A 17017-nucleotide genomic window follows, 5' to 3' on the forward strand; every position below is an offset into this window, starting at 1 on the left:
CCCGTCGCACCCGGGCAGCCCCGTGCGGCGGGCCGGTCCGCGCCGGCCGACCCACCGGGCCGGGCGGGTGGCACGCGGCGCGGCGCGGCGACCGACCCGGTCGACCCACCGGGCGGGTCCGCGCGTGGCCGGTGGCCGACCGGGACGCCGTACGACGCCCGCCGGGCCTACCTCGCCGAGGTCGACGGGCGGATCGTGCACGTGTCGGTGGCCGCCCGGGACGTCCGCACCTGGGTCGACCGGCTCGGCGAACCCGCCGACTGGGCGTTCGGGCTGCCGGTGACCACCCCCACCCGGCTGCTCTGGGCCGACCCGACCTGGCGTCGCCGCATCGACCTGCCGGTGCTCTGCCAGCCCGCCGACCAGCCCCGCCTGGAGGAGCTGGTGGCCACCCTCGGCAAGGTGGCCGGGGCGCTGGCCGCCGACGACCCGCCCGGCGTCCGGCTGGCCGCCGCCGACCTGGCCCGGCTCTGCCCGTCCGTGCTGCGCCCGGCCAACCCGGGGGTACGGGTTGCGTCCCGAAGGGCCGCCTTCGCCGCCGCCCTGGACCTGCCGGTCGCACCGCCCGGCTACCGCGACGACATGCTGCTCTGCCTGGGGGTACGCCCCGCCGGCACCGTCGAGGTCGGGCTCGCCGCCGCCCGCCTGGTCAGCGGGGTGCTCCCGCTGGTGCGCCCGTACGCGGAACGGGTCGCCGAGACCGCCGGCCCGGACCTCGCCCGCGCCCTGTGCGACGGCCGGCTGGAGCGGTACGTCGCCCAGCTGTCCCGGGCGGTCGGGGACGGCCCGCAGGTGCCCGCACCGCGTGCGGGACAATCGGTAACTGTGCCCGTACCTGACTCTTCCCCCCGCGACGGCGGACCCGGTGGCGCGGTCCGCCCCTCCCGTCTCGACCCGGCCGTCGCCGCCCGGCTGCGCCGCACCCCGGACGGCCTGGTCGCCGCGGTCGTGCGCCAGCACGACACCGGCGAGGTGCTGATGGTCGCCTGGATGGACGACGAGGCGCTGCACCGCACCCTCACCACCGGCCGGGCCACCTACTGGTCGCGCAGCCGGCAGGAGTACTGGGTCAAGGGCGCCACCTCCGGCCACCACCAGTACGTCCGCTCGGTGGCGCTGGACTGCGACGGCGACGCGCTGCTGGTCGGCGTGGACCAGGTCGGCGCGGCCTGCCACACCGGTGAGCGCACCTGCTTCTTCACCGAACTCCCGGTCACCTCCGAGCGGGGAGCGTCCTGATGACCGACGGCGCGCTCAGCCCCGACCTGGCGGGCTTCGTCGAGGCGGCGGCCCGGTGGCGGGTGGTGCCGGTGACCCGTCGGCTGCTGGCCGACGCGGAGACCCCGGTGGGGGTCTACCGCAAGCTGGCCGGCGGGCCGGGCACCTTCCTGCTGGAGTCCGCCGAGCAGGGCGTCGGCTCGGCCGGCATGGCCTGGTCGCGCTACTCGTTCATCGGGGTGCGCAGCAGCGCCACCCTGGTCGAACGGGACGGCGTCGCGCAGTGGACCGGCACCCCGCCGCCCGGCGTGCCGGTCTCCGGCGACCCGGTGCACGTGCTGCGGGAGACCGTCGCGGCGCTCGCCGGTGGGACCCCGGACCCGGCCGCCGGTCTGCCGCCGCTGACCGGCGGCATGGTGGGCTACCTGGGGTACGACCTGATCCGCCGGTTCGAGCGGCTGCCCGAGCTGACCGAGGACGACCTCGGCCTGCCGGAGCTGGGCATGATGCTCGCCACCGACCTGGTGGTGCTGGACCACTACGACGGGTCGGCGATCCTGGTCGCCAACGCGGTGCTGCCGTCGCTGGATGACCCGGACCGGGCCGAGCGGGTCACCGCCGCCTACCACCACGCGGTGGGACGGCTCGACGCGATGACCACCGCGCTGTCCCGACCGATTCCGCCCATGATCTCGACGGTGGGCCGGCCGCCGGCCGGTGACGTGGTCAGCCGGACCCCGGACGGCGGGTACCCGAAGGCGGTCGAGGCGGCGAAGGAGGCGATCCGGGCCGGCGAGTGCTTCCAGATCGTGCTGGCCCAGCGCTTCGAACGGGCCACCGACGCAGACCCGCTGGACGTCTACCGGGTGCTGCGGACCACCAACCCGAGCCCGTACATGTACCTGCTGCGCTTCGACGGGTTCGACATCGTCGGCTCGTCCCCGGAGGCGCACCTCAAGGTCAACGCCGACACCGACGGGCAGCGCCGGGCGATGCTGCACCCGATCGCCGGGACCCGGCCGCGCGGGGCCACCCCGGTGGCCGACGCCCGGCTCGCCACCGAGCTGCTGGCCGACCCGAAGGAACGCGCCGAGCACGTGATGCTGGTCGACCTGGGCCGCAACGACCTGGGTCGGGTGTGCCAGCCGGGCACCGTGCAGGTGCCGGAGTTCGCCACCATCGAGCGGTACAGCCACGTGATGCACATCGTCTCGACGGTGGTGGGCACCCTGCGCGAGGACCAGACGGCGTTCGACGCGTTGGCCGCCACCTTCCCCGCCGGCACCCTGTCCGGGGCGCCGAAGGTGCGGGCCATGGAGATCATCGAAGGGTTGGAGCCGGTGCGCCGGGGCCTCTACGGCGGCACCGTGGGCTACTTCGGGTTCGGTGGCGACCTCGACATGGCGATCGCGATCCGGACCGCGCTGATCCGCGACGGCCGGGCGTACGTGCAGGCCGGGGCGGGGGTGGTGGCCGATTCCGATCCGGCCGCCGAGGACCAGGAGACCCGGAACAAGGCCGCCGCCGTGCTGGCCGCCATCGCCGCCGCCGAGACCCTGCGACCGGCGCGGTGAACGGCACCGGGGCCACCGCGACGACGACGGCCGACGGCCCGTCGACCGGCCGGCGCGAGCTGACGTACGCGGTGCTGCTCTGCCTGGCCGGCGCGGGCCTGGCGGCCTGGGCGGCGACCCGGACCTGGTCGGTGGAGGTGCTCGCCCGGGGGACGCTGCCGCCGAGCCGGCAGGAGCGTTCCGGGGCGGACCTGCTGCCGTGGCTGTCGGCGTTGGCGCTCGTCGCGTTGGCCGGCGGCGGCGCGGTGCTGGCCACCCGGGGGCGGGTACGACGGCTGCTGGGTGGCCTGGTCGCCCTGCTCGGCCTGGCGGTGGCGGCCGGTGGCGGCTACGGGCTGGTCGCCACCGGCGGCGTCGAGGTGCACCGGCAGTGGCCGGCGCTCTGCCTGCTCGGCGGGCTGGTGGCGGCCGGCGGAGGGCTGCTCACCGCGCGGCGCGGCGCGGCCTGGCCGGCGATGGGCGCGCGTTACGAGCGGACGGTCCGCGCCGAAGGGCCGGCCCGGTCGGGTGGCCGGTCGATCGCCGAGGGCGGCAACCGGGAGGCGTGGGACGCGCTCGACCGGGGTGAGGACCCGACGGTCAGCTGACCGGCTGCGGCGCGCGGGCGGCCTGCCGGTCCCGGGTCGCGGCCCGGCTCGCGGCCAGCTCGGCGACCCGGCGGTCCAGGGCGGCGCGCGGGTCGGCGCGGGCCCGGTCGGCGCAGACCGCCTCCCAGGCGTTGCCCCGCGCGGTACGCACCCGGCCCTCGCCCACCACGACGCGTTCAACCGTGTGCACCACCTCGACGGCCAGCGAGGCGACGGTCCGGGAGATGGTGGTGAGTCCGATGCCGGCGTTCGGCCCCGCAGTGCTCATAGGTCACCCCGCACGATGAGATCCGATGGTGGGCAGGCGCATCGTCGAGTCTGCCCGACACCGATGCTGCCGGGCTCACGTTTCGCCCGGGTGACGGCCCGGTCAACGGCCCCCACCTGCGTTGCGGGGCCCTCCTTGAGCTTGGTCACAGCCGTCGGGCCGGACCGGTCGAGCTGCGCGCCGGGCCCGGACGTGATCTCATAGCGTATGGGCATCGATCGATGGTCCGGGGCGGCCCGGACGACGGGTGTCGATGACACCCACCGACGGGCCTGGTGGCGCTGCGTGACATTCCGTTCACCGGAGTTCCGGCATCATGCCACAGCCCATCTCGTGAGGAGCGCCATACCCCCGGCGTCTGTCGCCAGGTGGCGCCCCCTAGCATCGGCCCATGACACCCGGAGAGGGGAGTCCGTTGGTGACTGCTGAGCATGCGCACGCAGAGGGGGACGGGGCCGGTTCGGCGGCGTCCGCAAGCGTGCTCGACGAGATCCTGGCCGGCGTCCGCGAGGACGTGGCCCGGCGGCAGGAGCAGCTTCCGCTGGAGCGGCTGCGCGAACTTGCCGCCGCCGCGCCGCCACCGCTGGACGCGTACGCGGCCCTGCGCAAGCCGGGCGTGGCCGTGATCGCCGAGGTGAAGCGTTCCTCGCCGAGCCGGGGACGGCTGGCCGAGATCGCCGACCCGGCCGAGCTGGCCGGCGAGTACGCCTCCGGCGGCGCCCGGGCGATCAGTGTGCTGACCGAGGGGCGCTGGTTCGGCGGTTCCCTCGACGACCTGGCGGCCGTCCGGGCCGCCGTGCAGGTGCCGGTCCTGCGCAAGGACTTCGTGGTCTCCAGCTACCAGGTGCACGAGGCGCGCGCGCACGGTGCCGACCTGGTGCTGCTGATCGTCGCCGCGCTGGAGCAGAACGCCCTGGTCGGGCTGCTGGAGCGGATCGAGTCGCTGGGCATGTGCGCGCTGGTCGAGGTGCACACCGAGGAGGAGGCCGACCGGGCCCTGGAGGCCGGCGCGCAGGTGATCGGGGTCAACGCCCGCGACCTGCGTACCCTGGAGGTCGACCGGTCGGTGTTCGAGCGGATCGCCCCCGGCCTGCCCAGCAGCGTCGTCAAGATCGCCGAGTCGGGGGTGCGGGGCCCGCACGACCTGATCCGGTACGCCTCGGCCGGCGCCGACGCCGTCCTGGTGGGCGAGGGGCTGGTCACCCAGAAGAGCCCCCGCGAGGCGGTCGCCGAGCTGGTCAACGCCGGGAATCACCCGGCCACGCCCCGCCCGGCGCGCTGACCCCGACGGGCAGATCCGCGCAGCGAGAGGACATCGCGATGAGCGAGCGATTCGTCACCGGCGACGCGACGGTGCGTCGGCGCGCGACCGGCCGGGGAGCGGCGGCATGAGCGCCGACGAGGCGGTCGAGCGGTTCCCCGACTCCGCCGGTCACTTCGGCCGTTTCGGTGGCCGGTTCGTCCCCGAGGCGCTGGTCGCGGCGCTCGACGAGCTGGACGCCGCGTACCGCAAGGCGATGACCGACGAGGAGTTCCGCGCCGAGTTCGACGCCCTGCTGCGCGACTACGCCGGCACCCCCTCGCTGCTCTACCCCGCCGAGCGGTTCTCCGCCAAGGTCGGCGCCCGGGTGCTGCTCAAGCGGGAGGACCTCAACCACACCGGCGCGCACAAGGTGCGCAACGTGCTGGGCCAGGCGCTGCTGACCCGGCGGATGGGCAAGCGCCGGGTGATCGCCGAGACCGGCGCCGGCCAGCACGGGGTGGCCACCGCCACCGCCGCCGCCCTGTTCGACCTCGAGTGCGTGGTCTACATGGGCGAGGTGGACACCGAGCGGCAGGCGCTCAACGTGGCCCGGATGCGGATGCTGGGGGCCACCGTGATCCCGGTGACCACCGGCTCGCGCACCCTCAAGGACGCGATGAACGAGGCGATGCGGGACTGGGTCGCCAACGTCGACGACACCCACTACCTGATCGGCACCGCCGCCGGGCCGCACCCGTTCCCGGAGCTGGTCCGGGACTTCGTGCGCGGCATCGGCGACGAGGCCCGCCGGCAGTGCCTCGACCTGACCGGCGCGCTGCCCGACGCGGTGCTGGCCTGCGTCGGCGGCGGCTCCAACGCGCTGGGCATCTTCCACGCGTTCGTCCCCGACACCGAGGTGCGGCTGTCCGGCGTCGAGGCCGGCGGCGAGGGCGTGGAGACCGGCCGGCACGCGGCCAGCATCACCGGCGGCACCTCCGGGGTGCTGCACGGCACCCGCACCTACGTGCTGCAGAACGCCGACGGCCAGACCATCGAGTCGCACTCCATCTCCGCCGGCCTGGACTACCCCGGGGTCGGCCCGGAGCACGCCTGGCTGCACGACACCGGACGGGCCCGCTACCAGCCGGTGACCGACGCCGAGGCGATGGCCGCGTTCGAGCTGCTCTGCCGTACCGAGGGGATCATCCCGGCGATCGAGAGCGCGCACGCCCTGGCCGGCGCGGTGCAGATCGCCCCGCAGCTCGCCGCCGAACTGGGCCGGGAACCGGTCCTGGTGGTCAACCTCTCCGGCCGGGGCGACAAGGACGTGCACACCGCCGGTGAATACTTCGGCATCCTCGACAAGGAGCAGTGAGACCGTGAGCCGGATCGGGGTGGCCTTCGACAAGGCCCGCGCCGACGGGCGGGCCGTCCTGGTCGGCTGCATGCCGGCCGGGTTCCCCACCGTCGAGGGCAGCATCGCCGCGATGACCGCGATGGTCGAGGCCGGGGTGGACGTCATCGAGGTGGAGATCCCCTACTCCGACCCGGTGATGGACGGCCCGGTGATCCAGAAGGCCAGCGACATCGCCCTGGCCGGTGGCGTCCGCACCGCCGACACGCTGCGCATCATCGAGGCGGTCGCGGCCACCGGCGCCCCGGTGGTCACCATGACCTACTGGAACCCGATCGAGCAGTACGGGGTGGACGCGTTCGCCCGTGACCTGGCCGCCGCCGGGGGCACCGGCCTGATCACCCCGGACCTGATCCCCGAGGAGGCCGGCGAGTGGCTGGCCGCCTCGGACGCGTACGGCCTGGACCGGACGTTCCTGGTCTCCCCGTCGTCGACCGACGCCCGGCTGCGGATGACCGTCGAGCACTGCCGGGGCTTCGTCTACGCGACCGCCATCATGGGGGTCACCGGGGCCCGGTCGCAGACCTCCGACGCCGCACCGGTGCTGGTCTCCCGGGTGCGGGAGGCCAGCGAGCTGCCCGTCGGGGTGGGGCTCGGCGTCGGCACCGGCGCGCAGGCGGCCACCGTCGCCGGGTACGCCGACGGGGTGATCGTGGGCAGCGCGCTGATCCGCCGGCTGCTGGACGCGCCGGACCTCGACGCGGGGCTGGCCGCCCTGCGTACCCTCTCCGCCGAACTCGCCGAGGGCGTCCGCAACCCGGCCCGCTGACCCGCCCGCCCCCGGCCCGGGGGCGATCGCACGGGCGCGCCGGTGACCCGACCGGTCTCCCGACCACGGCGCACCGCCGTGCCACGGGCCGGGCCGACGCGCGCGGATCACCGGGCCGGACCGCCGCGCGGCCGGTCGGGCCGGGGCTCTGACCGGACCGGGGTGCCACGGCGGGCGTCCGCAGCGGTAGCCTGTGCACCCGTGACCCTCGTCTCGATGACGCCCCTGGCGGCGCTGCCCAGCCCGACCACCGCCGTCTGGCAGCTCGGGCCGGTCCCGCTGCGGGCGTACGCCCTCTGCATCGTCGCCGGCATCGTGGTCGCCTGCCTGGTGACCGAGCACCGGCTGCGCCAGCGGGGCGTCGCCCCCGGCGCGGTGCTCGACATCGCGGTGTGGGCGGTCCCGACCGGCATCATCGGCGCCCGGATCTACCACGTCGTCACCTCACCCGAGAAGTATTTCGGCACCGGCGGTGACCCGTGGAAGGCGTTCGCCATCTGGGAGGGCGGTCTCGGCATCTGGGGGGCGGTGGCCGGTGGCGCGGTCGGCGCCTGGATCGCCGCCCGGCAGCTCGGCATCCCGCTGACGGTGGTGGCCGACGCCCTGGCCCCGGGCCTGCCGCTGGCCCAGGCGGTGGGTCGGCTCGGCAACTGGTTCAACAACGAGCTGTACGGCGGGCGGACCACCCTGCCGTGGGGCCTGGAGATCCACCGGATGGACCCGGACAACCCCGGGCACGCGCTGCGCGACGACGCCAACCAGCCCATCCTGGAACCCGGCCTCTACCATCCGACGTTCGCCTACGAGGCGCTGTGGAACCTCGGTGTCGCCGGCCTGGTGTTCGCCCTGGACCGGCGGTTCAAGCTGGGACGCGGCCGGGCCTTCGCGCTCTACGTGATGGGTTACACCGCCGGCCGGTTCTGGATCGAGCTGATGCGCACCGACGAGGCGAACCGCATCCTCGGCCTGCGGCTCAACGTGTGGACCGCCGGGTTGGTCTTCGTCGGCGCGTTGATCTACTTCCTGCGGGTACGGGGGCCCCGCGAGTACCTGATCCCGCTCCCCACCCCCGCCTCCGGACCCGCCGGTGACGGTGGCGACGTCTCCCAGGTCGACCTCTCCGCCACCGGCAAGGGGTCCCCGACGGCTCCGCCGGCGGGGTACCGGGTGGTCGACGAGGAACAGTTCACCGCGTACCGGGAACGCGGGGTGCTGCCCGAGGCGCCGGGCGATCCGGCAGCCGACGACCGGTCAGCCGGGTCGCGGGACGGTGACCCTGACACCGACGACCGGCCCACCGACGCCGACGCCGACGACCGGCCTTCCGGGGCCGACAGCGGCGACGGGCCCGCCGGAGCCGACCGGTCCGCCGGTGCCGGTGGCCGGTCCACCGACCGGGACAGCTGAGCGGGCGCGGCGTGCGCAGCGCGGTGGTGGTCGGCGCGGGCCTCGGCGGTCTGGCGGTGGCCGGCGCGCTGGCCCGCTCCGGATGGCGGGTCACCCTGCTGGAACGGGCCGACCGGGTGCGCCCCGAACCCACCGCCGTGGTGCTGTGGCCCAACGGGGTACGCGCGTTGCAGGTGCTCGGCGTCGGTGCCGGCCTGGACGCCATCGCGACCCCGCTGCCCGACGGCGGTATCCGCCGCCCCGACGGCCACTGGCTGGTGCAGCCCCGGCCCACCCCGGCCGACCGGATGCCGGTGGTGGTGCACCGGGAGGACCTGCACGACGCGCTGATCGCCGGCCTCGGTGACCGGGTCGAACTGCGTACCGGGGTCGCCGTGGACCACGTCCGGGCCGATGCCGCCGAGCGGCCCGGGGTGGGGTGCAACGGCCAGTTCGTCGAGGCGGACCTGGTGGTCGCCGCCGACGGCACGGACAGCGTGCTGCGCCGCCAGCTCGCCCCCGAGGCCGCCGTGGTCAGCTCCGGCTGTGCCTCCTGGCGGGCGGTGATCCCCTGGTACCGGGCACCCGTGCCGGCCGACCAGCCGGTCGGGGGTGAGGTGCTGGGCGCCGGCTACCGGTTCGTGGCCGCCTCGCTGGGGGAGCGCGGCTCCTCCGGGGCGTCCCGCCGGGGTGGCGTCTACTGGGGGGCCCCCGCCGCCGGTGCGCCCCGGCCGGAGCCACCGCAGACCCAGCTCGCCCTGCTGCAACGCTGGTACGCCGGCTGGCCCGCGCCGATCGGTGAGCTGCTGGCCGCCACCGAACCCGCCGACCTGGTGCAGCAGGAGATCCGGGAGCTGCGCCCGCTGCCCCGGGCGTACGGCTTCCCGGCCGGGCCGGGCGGGGTGGTGCTGCTCGGCGACGCCGCCCACGCCATGCCGCCGCACCTGGGGCAGGGCGCCTGCCTGGCGTTCGAGGACGCGGCCACCCTGTCGTCGTTGCTGCGCGAGTCCCGGCTCCCCGACGCCGTGCTGGCGTACGACCGGGTGCGGCGTCCCCGCGCGGCCACCGTGGTCCGGCAGACCCGGCGGATGTCGGCGGTGCTCCAGACCCGGGGTCGGCTGGCCCTGCGCGCCCGTGACGCGGCCCTCGGCACGATCACCCCCCGCCTGCTCTCCGGCGCCGCCGCCACCGCCGCCACCTGGCGTCCCCCCACCCCCTGAACCGCCGCCTCCCGCGCCCGCCCCGACCCCTTCGGGCGGTGGTCGCCCTTCGGACGGCGGCCCCCTTCGGGCGGTGATCAAGAGGTTTGCGCCACGGTGAGCGCCCGAGGTGACGCAAACCTCTTGATCAACCCGCAAACCTCTTGATCACCGGGGGCAGCGCGGGGTGGGGCAGCGCCGGGGTGGGGGTCAGATGAGGGCGGTGGGTTCGGCTATGCAGGCGGTGCCGATACGGCGGAAGCCGACGCGCAGGTAGATCCGGGCGACGTCCTCGCTGCCGGCGGAGAGGAAGACCAGGTCGGTGCCGGCGGCCCGCAGGGTGCGGGCCAGGGTGGCGGTGACCGCGGCAGCGAGCCCCCGGCGGCGGGCGGCCGGCAGGGTGGCCACCCCGGCGATCTCGGCGACGTCGTCGACCCGCATCGCCATTCCGCTGGCCAGCACCCCGTCCTGCGGCGTCCCGGCGACCGCCGACAGCCGGCGGCCGGCGGCGATCGCGGCCCGCTCCTCGTCCAGCGCGGCCACGTCCAGTTCGGTCATCGCGGCGTCCCGTTCGGCCGGGCCGGCGTCGCCGGGGACGGTGCCGGCGGCGGAGAACCCGACCGCGGCGACCGCGCGCCGGGCCGCCACGTCGAGCGCGAAGCCGGGCGCGTCCGGGTCCAGCACCCGCACCGGTACGTCGGTGAGCGTCGCCGGGTCGGACGGTTCGGCCTGCGGGTCGAGGACCATCAGCGGGGCCTCCAGCACGCTCAGGCCGGCGGCCCGGGCGGTGGCGAGCAGGTCCGGGGTGGTCTCGTGCACCCACTCGAACGCCTCGGGCAGGCCCAGCTCACGCTGCCGTTCCCGGACGGTGTGCAGGTCGGCCAGCGACGGTGGCGTGTCGGCGTCGAGGCGGGGGCGGGCATAGAACGGCCAACCGGCCCCTTCCCGCGCGAACAGCACCAGACCACCGTGTTCCTCGGCGCGGGCGGCGTCCCGGGGCACCGCGTCGTAGAAGCGTTCCAACCGGTCGAACAGGTCGCGGTGCGCAGGATCCACCGCGCGAGACTACACGTCCCAGAGTCTGGAAGGTGTGATCAATCCGCACTGGCCCTGCCCGGGTCGCCCTAACGTAGACTCAACAGACCGCCCAGGGCCGACGTCGTCCCGACCATGAAACAACCTGAGTGACGACAGGAGACCCGGTGGCCCTTCCGTACCCGCACAGCCCGCAGCCGGTCCCTTCCGCGACCGGTCTGTACGACCCGGCGCACGAGCACGACGCGTGCGGGGTGGCCTTCGTGGCCGACCTCTACGGGCGGCGCTCCCACGCGGTGGTGGCGAACGGCCTCGGCGCGCTCTGCCGGCTCGACCATCGCGGCGCCCGGGGCGCCGAGCAGAACACCGGCGACGGCGCGGGCATCATGATCCAGGTGCCGGACGCGTTCCTGCGCGCGGTGGTGGACTTCCCGCTGCCCCCGGCCGGCCAGTACGCCACCGGCCTGGTCTTCCTGCCCGACGACGACGGCGGTGAGGCCCGCGCCCGTCAGGTGGTGGAGAAGTACGCCCTCGTCGAGGGGGCCGAGGTGCTCGGCTGGCGCGACGTGCCGACCGACCCGAGCGGGCTGGGTGAGACCGCGCTGGCGGCGATGCCCCGCATCCGGCAGCTCTTCCTGGCCGCGCACCGGCTCACCGACACCCCGGCCGGCCCGGCCGGCTCCCCGCTGTCCGGCATCGACCTGGACCGGGTGGCGTTCTGCGTGCGCAAGCAGGCCGAGCGGGAGACCGCCGAGCGGGGGGTGACCGCCTACTTCCCGTCGCTGTCGGCGCGGACGATGACCTGGAAGGGCATGCTCACCCCCGACCAGCTGCCGGAGTACTTCCCGGAGCTGACCGACGAGCGGGTCGACAGCGCGATCGCGCTGGTGCACTCCCGGTTCTCCACCAACACGTTCCCGTCCTGGCCGCTGGCCCACCCGTACCGGTTCATCGCGCACAACGGCGAGATCAACACGATCCGCGGCAACCGGAACTGGATGCAGGCCCGCGAGGCGCTGCTGCGCAGCCCGCACCTGCCCGGCAACATCCGCCGGGTGTTCCCGGTCTGCACCCCGGCCGCCTCCGACTCGGCCAACTTCGACGAGGTGCTGGAGCTGCTGCACCTGGCCGGCCGGAGCCTGCCGCACGCGGTGCTGATGATGATCCCGGAGGCCTGGGAGAACGACCCGGCGATGCGCCCGGACAAGCGCGCGTTTTACCGGTTCCACGCCAGCCTGATGGAGCCGTGGGACGGGCCGGCGTCGGTCGCCTTCACCGACGGCGAGATCGTCGGGGCGGTGCTGGACCGCAACGGCCTGCGGCCGGGCCGCTGGTGGCGGACCGCCGACGGGCTGGTGGTGCTGGGCAGCGAGGCGGGCGTGCTCGACCTCGACCCGGCCACGGTGGTCGCCAAGGGCCGCCTCCAGCCGGGCCGGATGTTCCTGGTCGACACGGTCAACGGCCGGATCGTCTCGGACGACGAGATCAAGACCGAGCTGGCCGCCGCCCAGCCGTACGACGAGTGGCTGCACGCCGGCCTGATCGATCTCGGTGACCTGCCCGCCCGGGAGCACGTGGTCTACACCCACGACTCGGTGCGTCGCCGGCAGCAGACCTTCGGCTACACCGAGGAGGAGCTGAAGATCCTGCTCGCCCCGATGGCCCGGACCGGGGCGGAGCCACTCGGCTCGATGGGCACCGACACCCCGATCGCGCCGCTGTCGACCCGGCCCCGGCTGCTCTACGACTACTTCCACCAGCTTTTCGCCCAGGTCACCAACCCGCCGCTGGACGCGATCCGGGAGGAGCTGGTGACCAGTCTGGCGTCGACCATCGGCCCGGAAGGCAACCTGCTGGACCCGGGTGCGGCGAGCTGCCGGCAGATCGTGCTGCCCTACCCGGTGATCGACAACGACGAGCTGGCGAAGATCCTCTCCGTCGACGAGGACGGCGACCTGCCCGGCTTCAAGGCGGTCCGGGTCTCCGGCCTCTACCGCCTCCGCGACGGCGGGGCCGGCATCAAGGCCCGGCTGACCGAGATCTGCCGGCACGTCTCCGAGGCGATCGAGGACGGCGTCCGCATCCTGGTGCTGTCCGACCGGGACTCCAACGCCGACCTGGCGCCGATTCCGTCGCTGCTGCTGACCGCGGCGGTGCACCAGCACCTGGTGCGGGAGCAGACCCGGACCCAGGTCGCGCTGGTCGTGGAGTCCGGTGACTGCCGCGAGGTGCACCACGCGGCGGTGCTCATCGGGTACGGCGCGGCGGCGGTCAACCCCTACCTGGCCTTCGAGTCGGTGGAGGACATGATCGCCACCGGGGCGCTGGTCGGGGTGGAGCCGGGCAAGGCGGTCCGCAACTACGTCAAGGCGCTCGGCAAGGGCGTCCTCAAGATCATGTCCAAGATGGGCATCTCGACGGTGTCGTCGTACTGCGGCGCGCAGGTCTTCGAGGCCGTTGGCCTGGACACCCGGCTGGTCGACCGCTACTTCCGGGGCACCCCCAGCACCATCGGCGGGATCGGGCTGGCCGGGATCCACACCGAGGTCGCCGCCCGGCACGCGCAGGCCTGGCCGACGCCCGGCACCGTCGGCTCCACCCGGCTGGAGGTGGGCGGCGAGTACCAGTGGCGGCGCGAGGGTGAGCTGCACCTGTTCAACCCGGAGACGGTCTTCCTGCTCCAGCACGCCACCCGCAGCCGGCAGTACGACGTGTTCCGCCAGTACACCGCCAAGGTCGACGAGCTGGCCGCGCAGGCCGGTTCCCTGCGCGGGCTGTTCACCCTGCGGACCGGGCTGCGCCCGGCGGTGCCGATCGAGGAGGTCGAGCCGGCCACCGAGATCGTCAAGCGGTTCGCCACCGGCGCCATGTCGTACGGGTCGATCTCGGCGGAGGCGCACGAGACGCTGGCCATCGCGATGAACCGCCTCGGCGGCAAGTCCAACACCGGCGAGGGCGGCGAGGACGTCGACCGGCTGCACGACCCGGCCCGCCGCTCGGCGGTCAAGCAGATCGCCAGCGGACGCTTCGGGGTGACCAGCGAATACCTGGTCAACGCCGACGACCTCCAGATCAAGATGGCGCAGGGCGCGAAGCCCGGCGAGGGTGGGCAGCGACCCGGCAACAAGGTGTGGCCGTGGATCGCCCGCACCCGGCACGCCACCCCCGGCGTCGGCCTGATCTCCCCGCCGCCGCACCACGACATCTACTCCATCGAGGACCTCGCCCAGCTCGTGCACGACCTCAAGTGCGTCAACCCGGCCGCCCGGGTGCACGTCAAGCTGGTCAGCGAGGTCGGTGTGGGCACCGTCGCGGCCGGGGTCGCCAAGCTCAAGGCCGACGTCATCCTGATCTCCGGGCACGACGGCGGCACCGGTGCGTCCCCGCTCAACTCGCTCAAGCACGCCGGCACCCCGTGGGAGCTGGGCCTGGCCGAGGCGCAGCAGACGCTGCTGCTCAACAAGCTGCGCGACCGGGTCACCGTGCAGGTCGACGGGCAGCTCAAGACCGGCCGGGACGTCCTGGTCGCGGCGCTGCTCGGCGCGGAGGAGTTCGGCTTCGCCACCGCCCCGCTGATCGTCGAGGGCTGCGTGATGATGCGGGTCTGTCACCTCGACACCTGCCCGGTCGGCATCGCCACCCAGAACCCGGTGCTACGCGAGCGCTTCACCGGCCGGCCGGAGTTCGTGGAGAACTTCTTCCTCTTCCTCGCCGAGGAGGTCCGCGGCTACCTGGCCGAGTTGGGCTTCCGCAGCATCGAAGAGGCGATCGGGCAGACCGAGGTGCTCGACGTCGTACCGGCGATCGACCACTGGAAGGGCCACGGCCTCGACCTGGCCCGCGTGCTGCACACCCCCCAGCTGCCGGAGGGAGCTGCCCGGCGCGGCATCCGCGCCCAGGACCACGGTCTGGAGCAGGCCCTGGACAACGAGCTGATCGCGCTGGCCGAGCCGGCGCTGCGCGACGGCAGCCCGGTCCGGGTGGAGGTGGCGGTGCGCAACGAGCACCGCAGCGTCGGCGCGATGCTCGGCGGCGAGGTGACCCGCCGGCACGGCGGCGCCGGCTTGCCCGACGACACCGTCGAGTTCGTGCTGCGCGGCACCGCCGGGCAGTCCTTCGGCGCGTTCCTGCCGCGCGGGGTGACCCTGCGGCTGCACGGCGACGCCAACGACTACGTCGGCAAGGGGCTCTCCGGCGGCCGGATCGTGGTCCGCCCGGACGCCGCCGCGCCGTTCGTCGACCCCGAGGCCGCCACCGGGCAGCGCGCCGAGGACCAGATCATCGCCGGCAACACCATCCTGTCCGGGGCCACCGGCGGCGAGCTGTTCCTGCGCGGCCGGGTGGGGGAGCGGTTCGCGGTCCGCAACTCCGGCGCGGTGACCGTCGTCGAGGGCGTCGGCGACCACGGCTGCGAGTACATGACCGGTGGCACGGTGGTGGTGCTCGGCGAGACCGGTCGCAACTTCGCCGCCGGCATGTCCGGCGGTACGGCGTACGTGCACCGGCTCGACACCGGGCGGGTCAACACGGAGCTGGTCGACCTGTCCCCGCTGCGTGACGCCGAGCGGGAGCTGCTGCACGACCTGGTACAGCGGCACGTCGCCGAGACCGACTCGGCGATCGGCGCGGAGCTGCTCAAGCGCTGGCCGGATGCGGTACAGGAGTTCACGGCCGTGGTCCCGAGGGACTACCGCCGGGTGATGGAGATCATGAAGGCCGCCGAAGCCGCCGGCCGCGACGTCGACGACGCGGTCATGTCTGCGCTGACCGCGTCGGTGCCGCCCGTCCCGCGGGTGGTCGCCCAGGAGGTGGCTCGTGCCTGACCCGAACGGTTTCCTGCGCTACGAGCGGCGGCTGCCGGCCCGTCGACCGGTGGCGGTGCGGATCACCGACTGGCGGGAGGTCTATCCGCCCGCCGGGGAGGAGCTGATCCGCGAGCAGGCCACCCGGTGCATGGACTGCGGCATCCCGTTCTGCCACGACGGCTGTCCGTTGGGCAACCGCATCCCGGACTGGAACGACCTGGTCCGCACCGGCAGTTGGGACGCGGCGGTCGAGTCGCTGCACGCCACCAACAACTTCCCCGAGTTCACCGGCCGGCTCTGCCCGGCGCCCTGGGTGGCGGCCTGCGTGCTGGGCCTGGGCGGCCAGCAGCCGGTCACCATCAAGCAGGTCGAGGTGGAGATCGCCGACGCGGCGGTGGCCCGGGGCGGGCTGAACCCCCGCCCGGGGGCGGCGGCGACCCGGGGGGCGGTCGCCGTGGTCGGCTCCGGGCCCGCCGGGCTCGCCGCCGCCCAGCAGCTCGCCCGCGCCGGTCACGCCGTCACCGTGTACGAGCGGGACGACGCGATCGGTGGTCTGCTCCGCTACGGCATCCCCGACTTCAAGCTGGAGAAGCAGCACATCGACAGGCGGCTGGCCCAGCTCGCCGCCGAGGGCGTGCAGTTCCGCACCGGGGTGAACGTCGGTGTCGACGTGACCGCCGAGGAGTTGCGGGCCCGGCACGACGCGGTGCTGTTGGCGTGTGGCGCGCTGCAGGGGCGGGACACCCCGGAGACGCCCGGTCGGCCGCTGCGCGGCGTGCACCAGGCGATGACCCACCTGGTCGCGGCGAACCGGGTGGTCGCGGCGGCCGGGGACGGGCGGCCCGCGCCGGCGGTGCTGCCCGACGGCACGCCGATCGACGCGGCCGGCAAGCACGTGGTGATCATCGGTGGTGGCGACACCGCCGCCGACTGCCTGGGCGTGGCCCACCGGCAGGGCGCGGCCGGTGTCCACCAGCTCGACCTCTACCCCGAGCCGCCGCACGGCCGCGACGCCGAGCGGGACCCGTGGCCGACCTGGCCGTGGGTGCTGCGCAACTACCCGGCGCACGAGGAGGGCGGTGAGCGGGTCTTCGCGGTGGCGGTGCAGGAGTTCGTGGACGACGGCACCGGCCAGGTCAAGGGCGTCCGGATCGCCGAGGTGACGGTGGAGCGGCGGGACGGCCGACGGATCGTCACCGCGCTGCCCGGCTCCGAGCGGGAGTTGCCGGCCGACCTGGTGCTGCTGGCCATCGGCTTCGAGGGCACCGAGGAGCAGCCGCTGCTGGCCCAGTTCGGGGTGACCCGCAACGCCCGGGGCGCGGTCGACGCCCGCCCCGACTGGCAGACCGACGCCGACGGCGTCTTCGTTGCCGGTGACATGCACCGGGGCGCGTCGCTCATCGTCTGGGCGATCGCCGAGGGCCGGGCCGCCGCGGCCGCCATCCACCAGTACCTGGGCGCGGCCGGTGAACTGCCCGCCCCGGTCCGTTCGGATTCGCAGCCGCTGTCCGTCTGATCC

The 17017-nt window shown here is 74.7% G+C and carries 12 protein-coding genes and 1 pseudogene; 11 read left to right on the top strand and 2 right to left on the bottom strand.

All coding sequences use genetic code 11. The features are described 5' to 3' along the window. Positions 1-342: 342 nt before the first annotated feature. The 4 genes and pseudogenes from ACOJTC_RS11545 to ACOJTC_RS11560 form a co-directional block, all read left to right on the top strand. Positions 343-666: pseudogene (locus ACOJTC_RS11545) on the top strand (phosphoribosyl-AMP cyclohydrolase); the annotation flags it as partial. Between the two features lie 126 nt (positions 667-792). Further along, complete coding sequence (hisI, locus tag ACOJTC_RS11550; RefSeq protein ID WP_372444609.1) at positions 793-1239, top strand: phosphoribosyl-AMP cyclohydrolase; 447 nt, start codon at positions 793-795, stop codon at positions 1237-1239. Next, positions 1239-2792, top strand: a complete 1554-nt coding sequence (locus ACOJTC_RS11555) for an anthranilate synthase component I (RefSeq protein ID WP_420116843.1) — start codon at positions 1239-1241, stop codon at positions 2790-2792. Before hisI ends, ACOJTC_RS11555 begins: the two co-directional genes overlap by 1 nt. Beyond that, entirely contained in the window at positions 2789-3379 is a 591-nt protein-coding gene (locus tag ACOJTC_RS11560; RefSeq protein WP_420116844.1) for a Trp biosynthesis-associated membrane protein, read from the top strand. Before ACOJTC_RS11555 ends, ACOJTC_RS11560 begins: the two co-directional genes overlap by 4 nt. Here the strand turns inward: ACOJTC_RS11560 and ACOJTC_RS11565 are convergent. Then, positions 3372-3647, bottom strand: a complete 276-nt coding sequence (locus ACOJTC_RS11565; protein ID WP_420116845.1) for a hypothetical protein — start codon at positions 3645-3647, stop codon at positions 3372-3374. The genes ACOJTC_RS11560 and ACOJTC_RS11565 overlap by 8 nt on opposite strands. 478 nt (positions 3648-4125) lie before the next feature. Here ACOJTC_RS11565 and trpC point away from each other — a divergent pair, with 478 nt between their 5' ends. The 5 genes from trpC (at position 4126) to ACOJTC_RS11590 (ending at position 9679) form a co-directional block, all read left to right on the top strand. Continuing rightward, positions 4126-4929: an indole-3-glycerol phosphate synthase TrpC gene (trpC, locus tag ACOJTC_RS11570; protein WP_176738808.1), complete on the top strand. Its 804-nt coding sequence runs from the start codon at positions 4126-4128 to the stop codon at positions 4927-4929. Between the two features lie 106 nt (positions 4930-5035). Continuing rightward, positions 5036-6265 carry a tryptophan synthase subunit beta gene (gene trpB, locus ACOJTC_RS11575; RefSeq protein ID WP_420116846.1) on the top strand — a complete coding sequence of 410 codons (1230 nt, stop codon included), beginning with the start codon at positions 5036-5038 and terminating at the stop codon, positions 6263-6265. Positions 6266-6269: 4 nt separating this feature from the next. Then, the gene (gene trpA, locus ACOJTC_RS11580; protein WP_204926007.1) at positions 6270-7073 is read left to right on the top strand and encodes a tryptophan synthase subunit alpha; all 804 of its coding nucleotides are present in this window, start codon (positions 6270-6272) and stop codon (positions 7071-7073) included. Positions 7074-7274: 201 nt separating this feature from the next. Then, positions 7275-8480: a prolipoprotein diacylglyceryl transferase gene (gene lgt / locus ACOJTC_RS11585; RefSeq protein WP_420116847.1), complete on the top strand. Its 1206-nt coding sequence runs from the start codon at positions 7275-7277 to the stop codon at positions 8478-8480. An 11-nt stretch (positions 8481-8491) separates the two neighbouring features. Beyond that, entirely contained in the window at positions 8492-9679 is a 1188-nt protein-coding gene (locus tag ACOJTC_RS11590) for an FAD-dependent oxidoreductase (RefSeq protein ID WP_420116848.1), read from the top strand. A gap of 189 nt (positions 9680-9868) precedes the next feature. Here the strand turns inward: ACOJTC_RS11590 and ACOJTC_RS11595 are convergent, their stop codons facing one another. Next, positions 9869-10714 (bottom strand): GNAT family N-acetyltransferase, encoded by an 846-nt coding sequence (locus ACOJTC_RS11595; RefSeq protein ID WP_420116849.1) that lies wholly within the window; start codon positions 10712-10714, stop codon positions 9869-9871. Between the two features lie 146 nt (positions 10715-10860). Between ACOJTC_RS11595 and gltB the strand changes: the two genes are divergently transcribed. Together gltB and ACOJTC_RS11605 are read left to right on the top strand one after the other, a co-directional pair. Then, a complete protein-coding gene (gltB, locus tag ACOJTC_RS11600; protein WP_420116850.1) occupies positions 10861-15516 on the top strand; it encodes a glutamate synthase large subunit in 4656 nt (1551 codons plus the stop codon). Beyond that, on the top strand, positions 15509-17014 hold the full coding sequence (locus ACOJTC_RS11605) for a glutamate synthase subunit beta (RefSeq protein ID WP_420116851.1): 1506 nt from the start codon (positions 15509-15511) through the stop codon (positions 17012-17014). Before gltB ends, ACOJTC_RS11605 begins: the two co-directional genes overlap by 8 nt. Positions 17015-17017 lie beyond the last annotated feature (3 nt).

Source organism: Micromonospora sp. (assembly GCF_048594385.1).
Classification (GTDB): domain Bacteria; phylum Actinomycetota; class Actinomycetes; order Mycobacteriales; family Micromonosporaceae; genus Micromonospora; species Micromonospora wenchangensis.

Bases quoted from the DNA above. Each gene is read 5' to 3' on its own strand.
- trpB (WP_420116846.1), top strand. From the start codon at position 5,036: ATGAGCGCCGACGAGGCGGTCGAGCGGTTCCCCGACTCCGCCGGTCAC.
- ACOJTC_RS11565 (WP_420116845.1), bottom strand. From the start codon at position 3,647: ATGAGCACTGCGGGGCCGAACGCCGGCATCGGACTCACCACCATCTCC.
- ACOJTC_RS11555 (WP_420116843.1), top strand. From the start codon at position 1,239: ATGACCGACGGCGCGCTCAGCCCCGACCTGGCGGGCTTCGTCGAGGCG.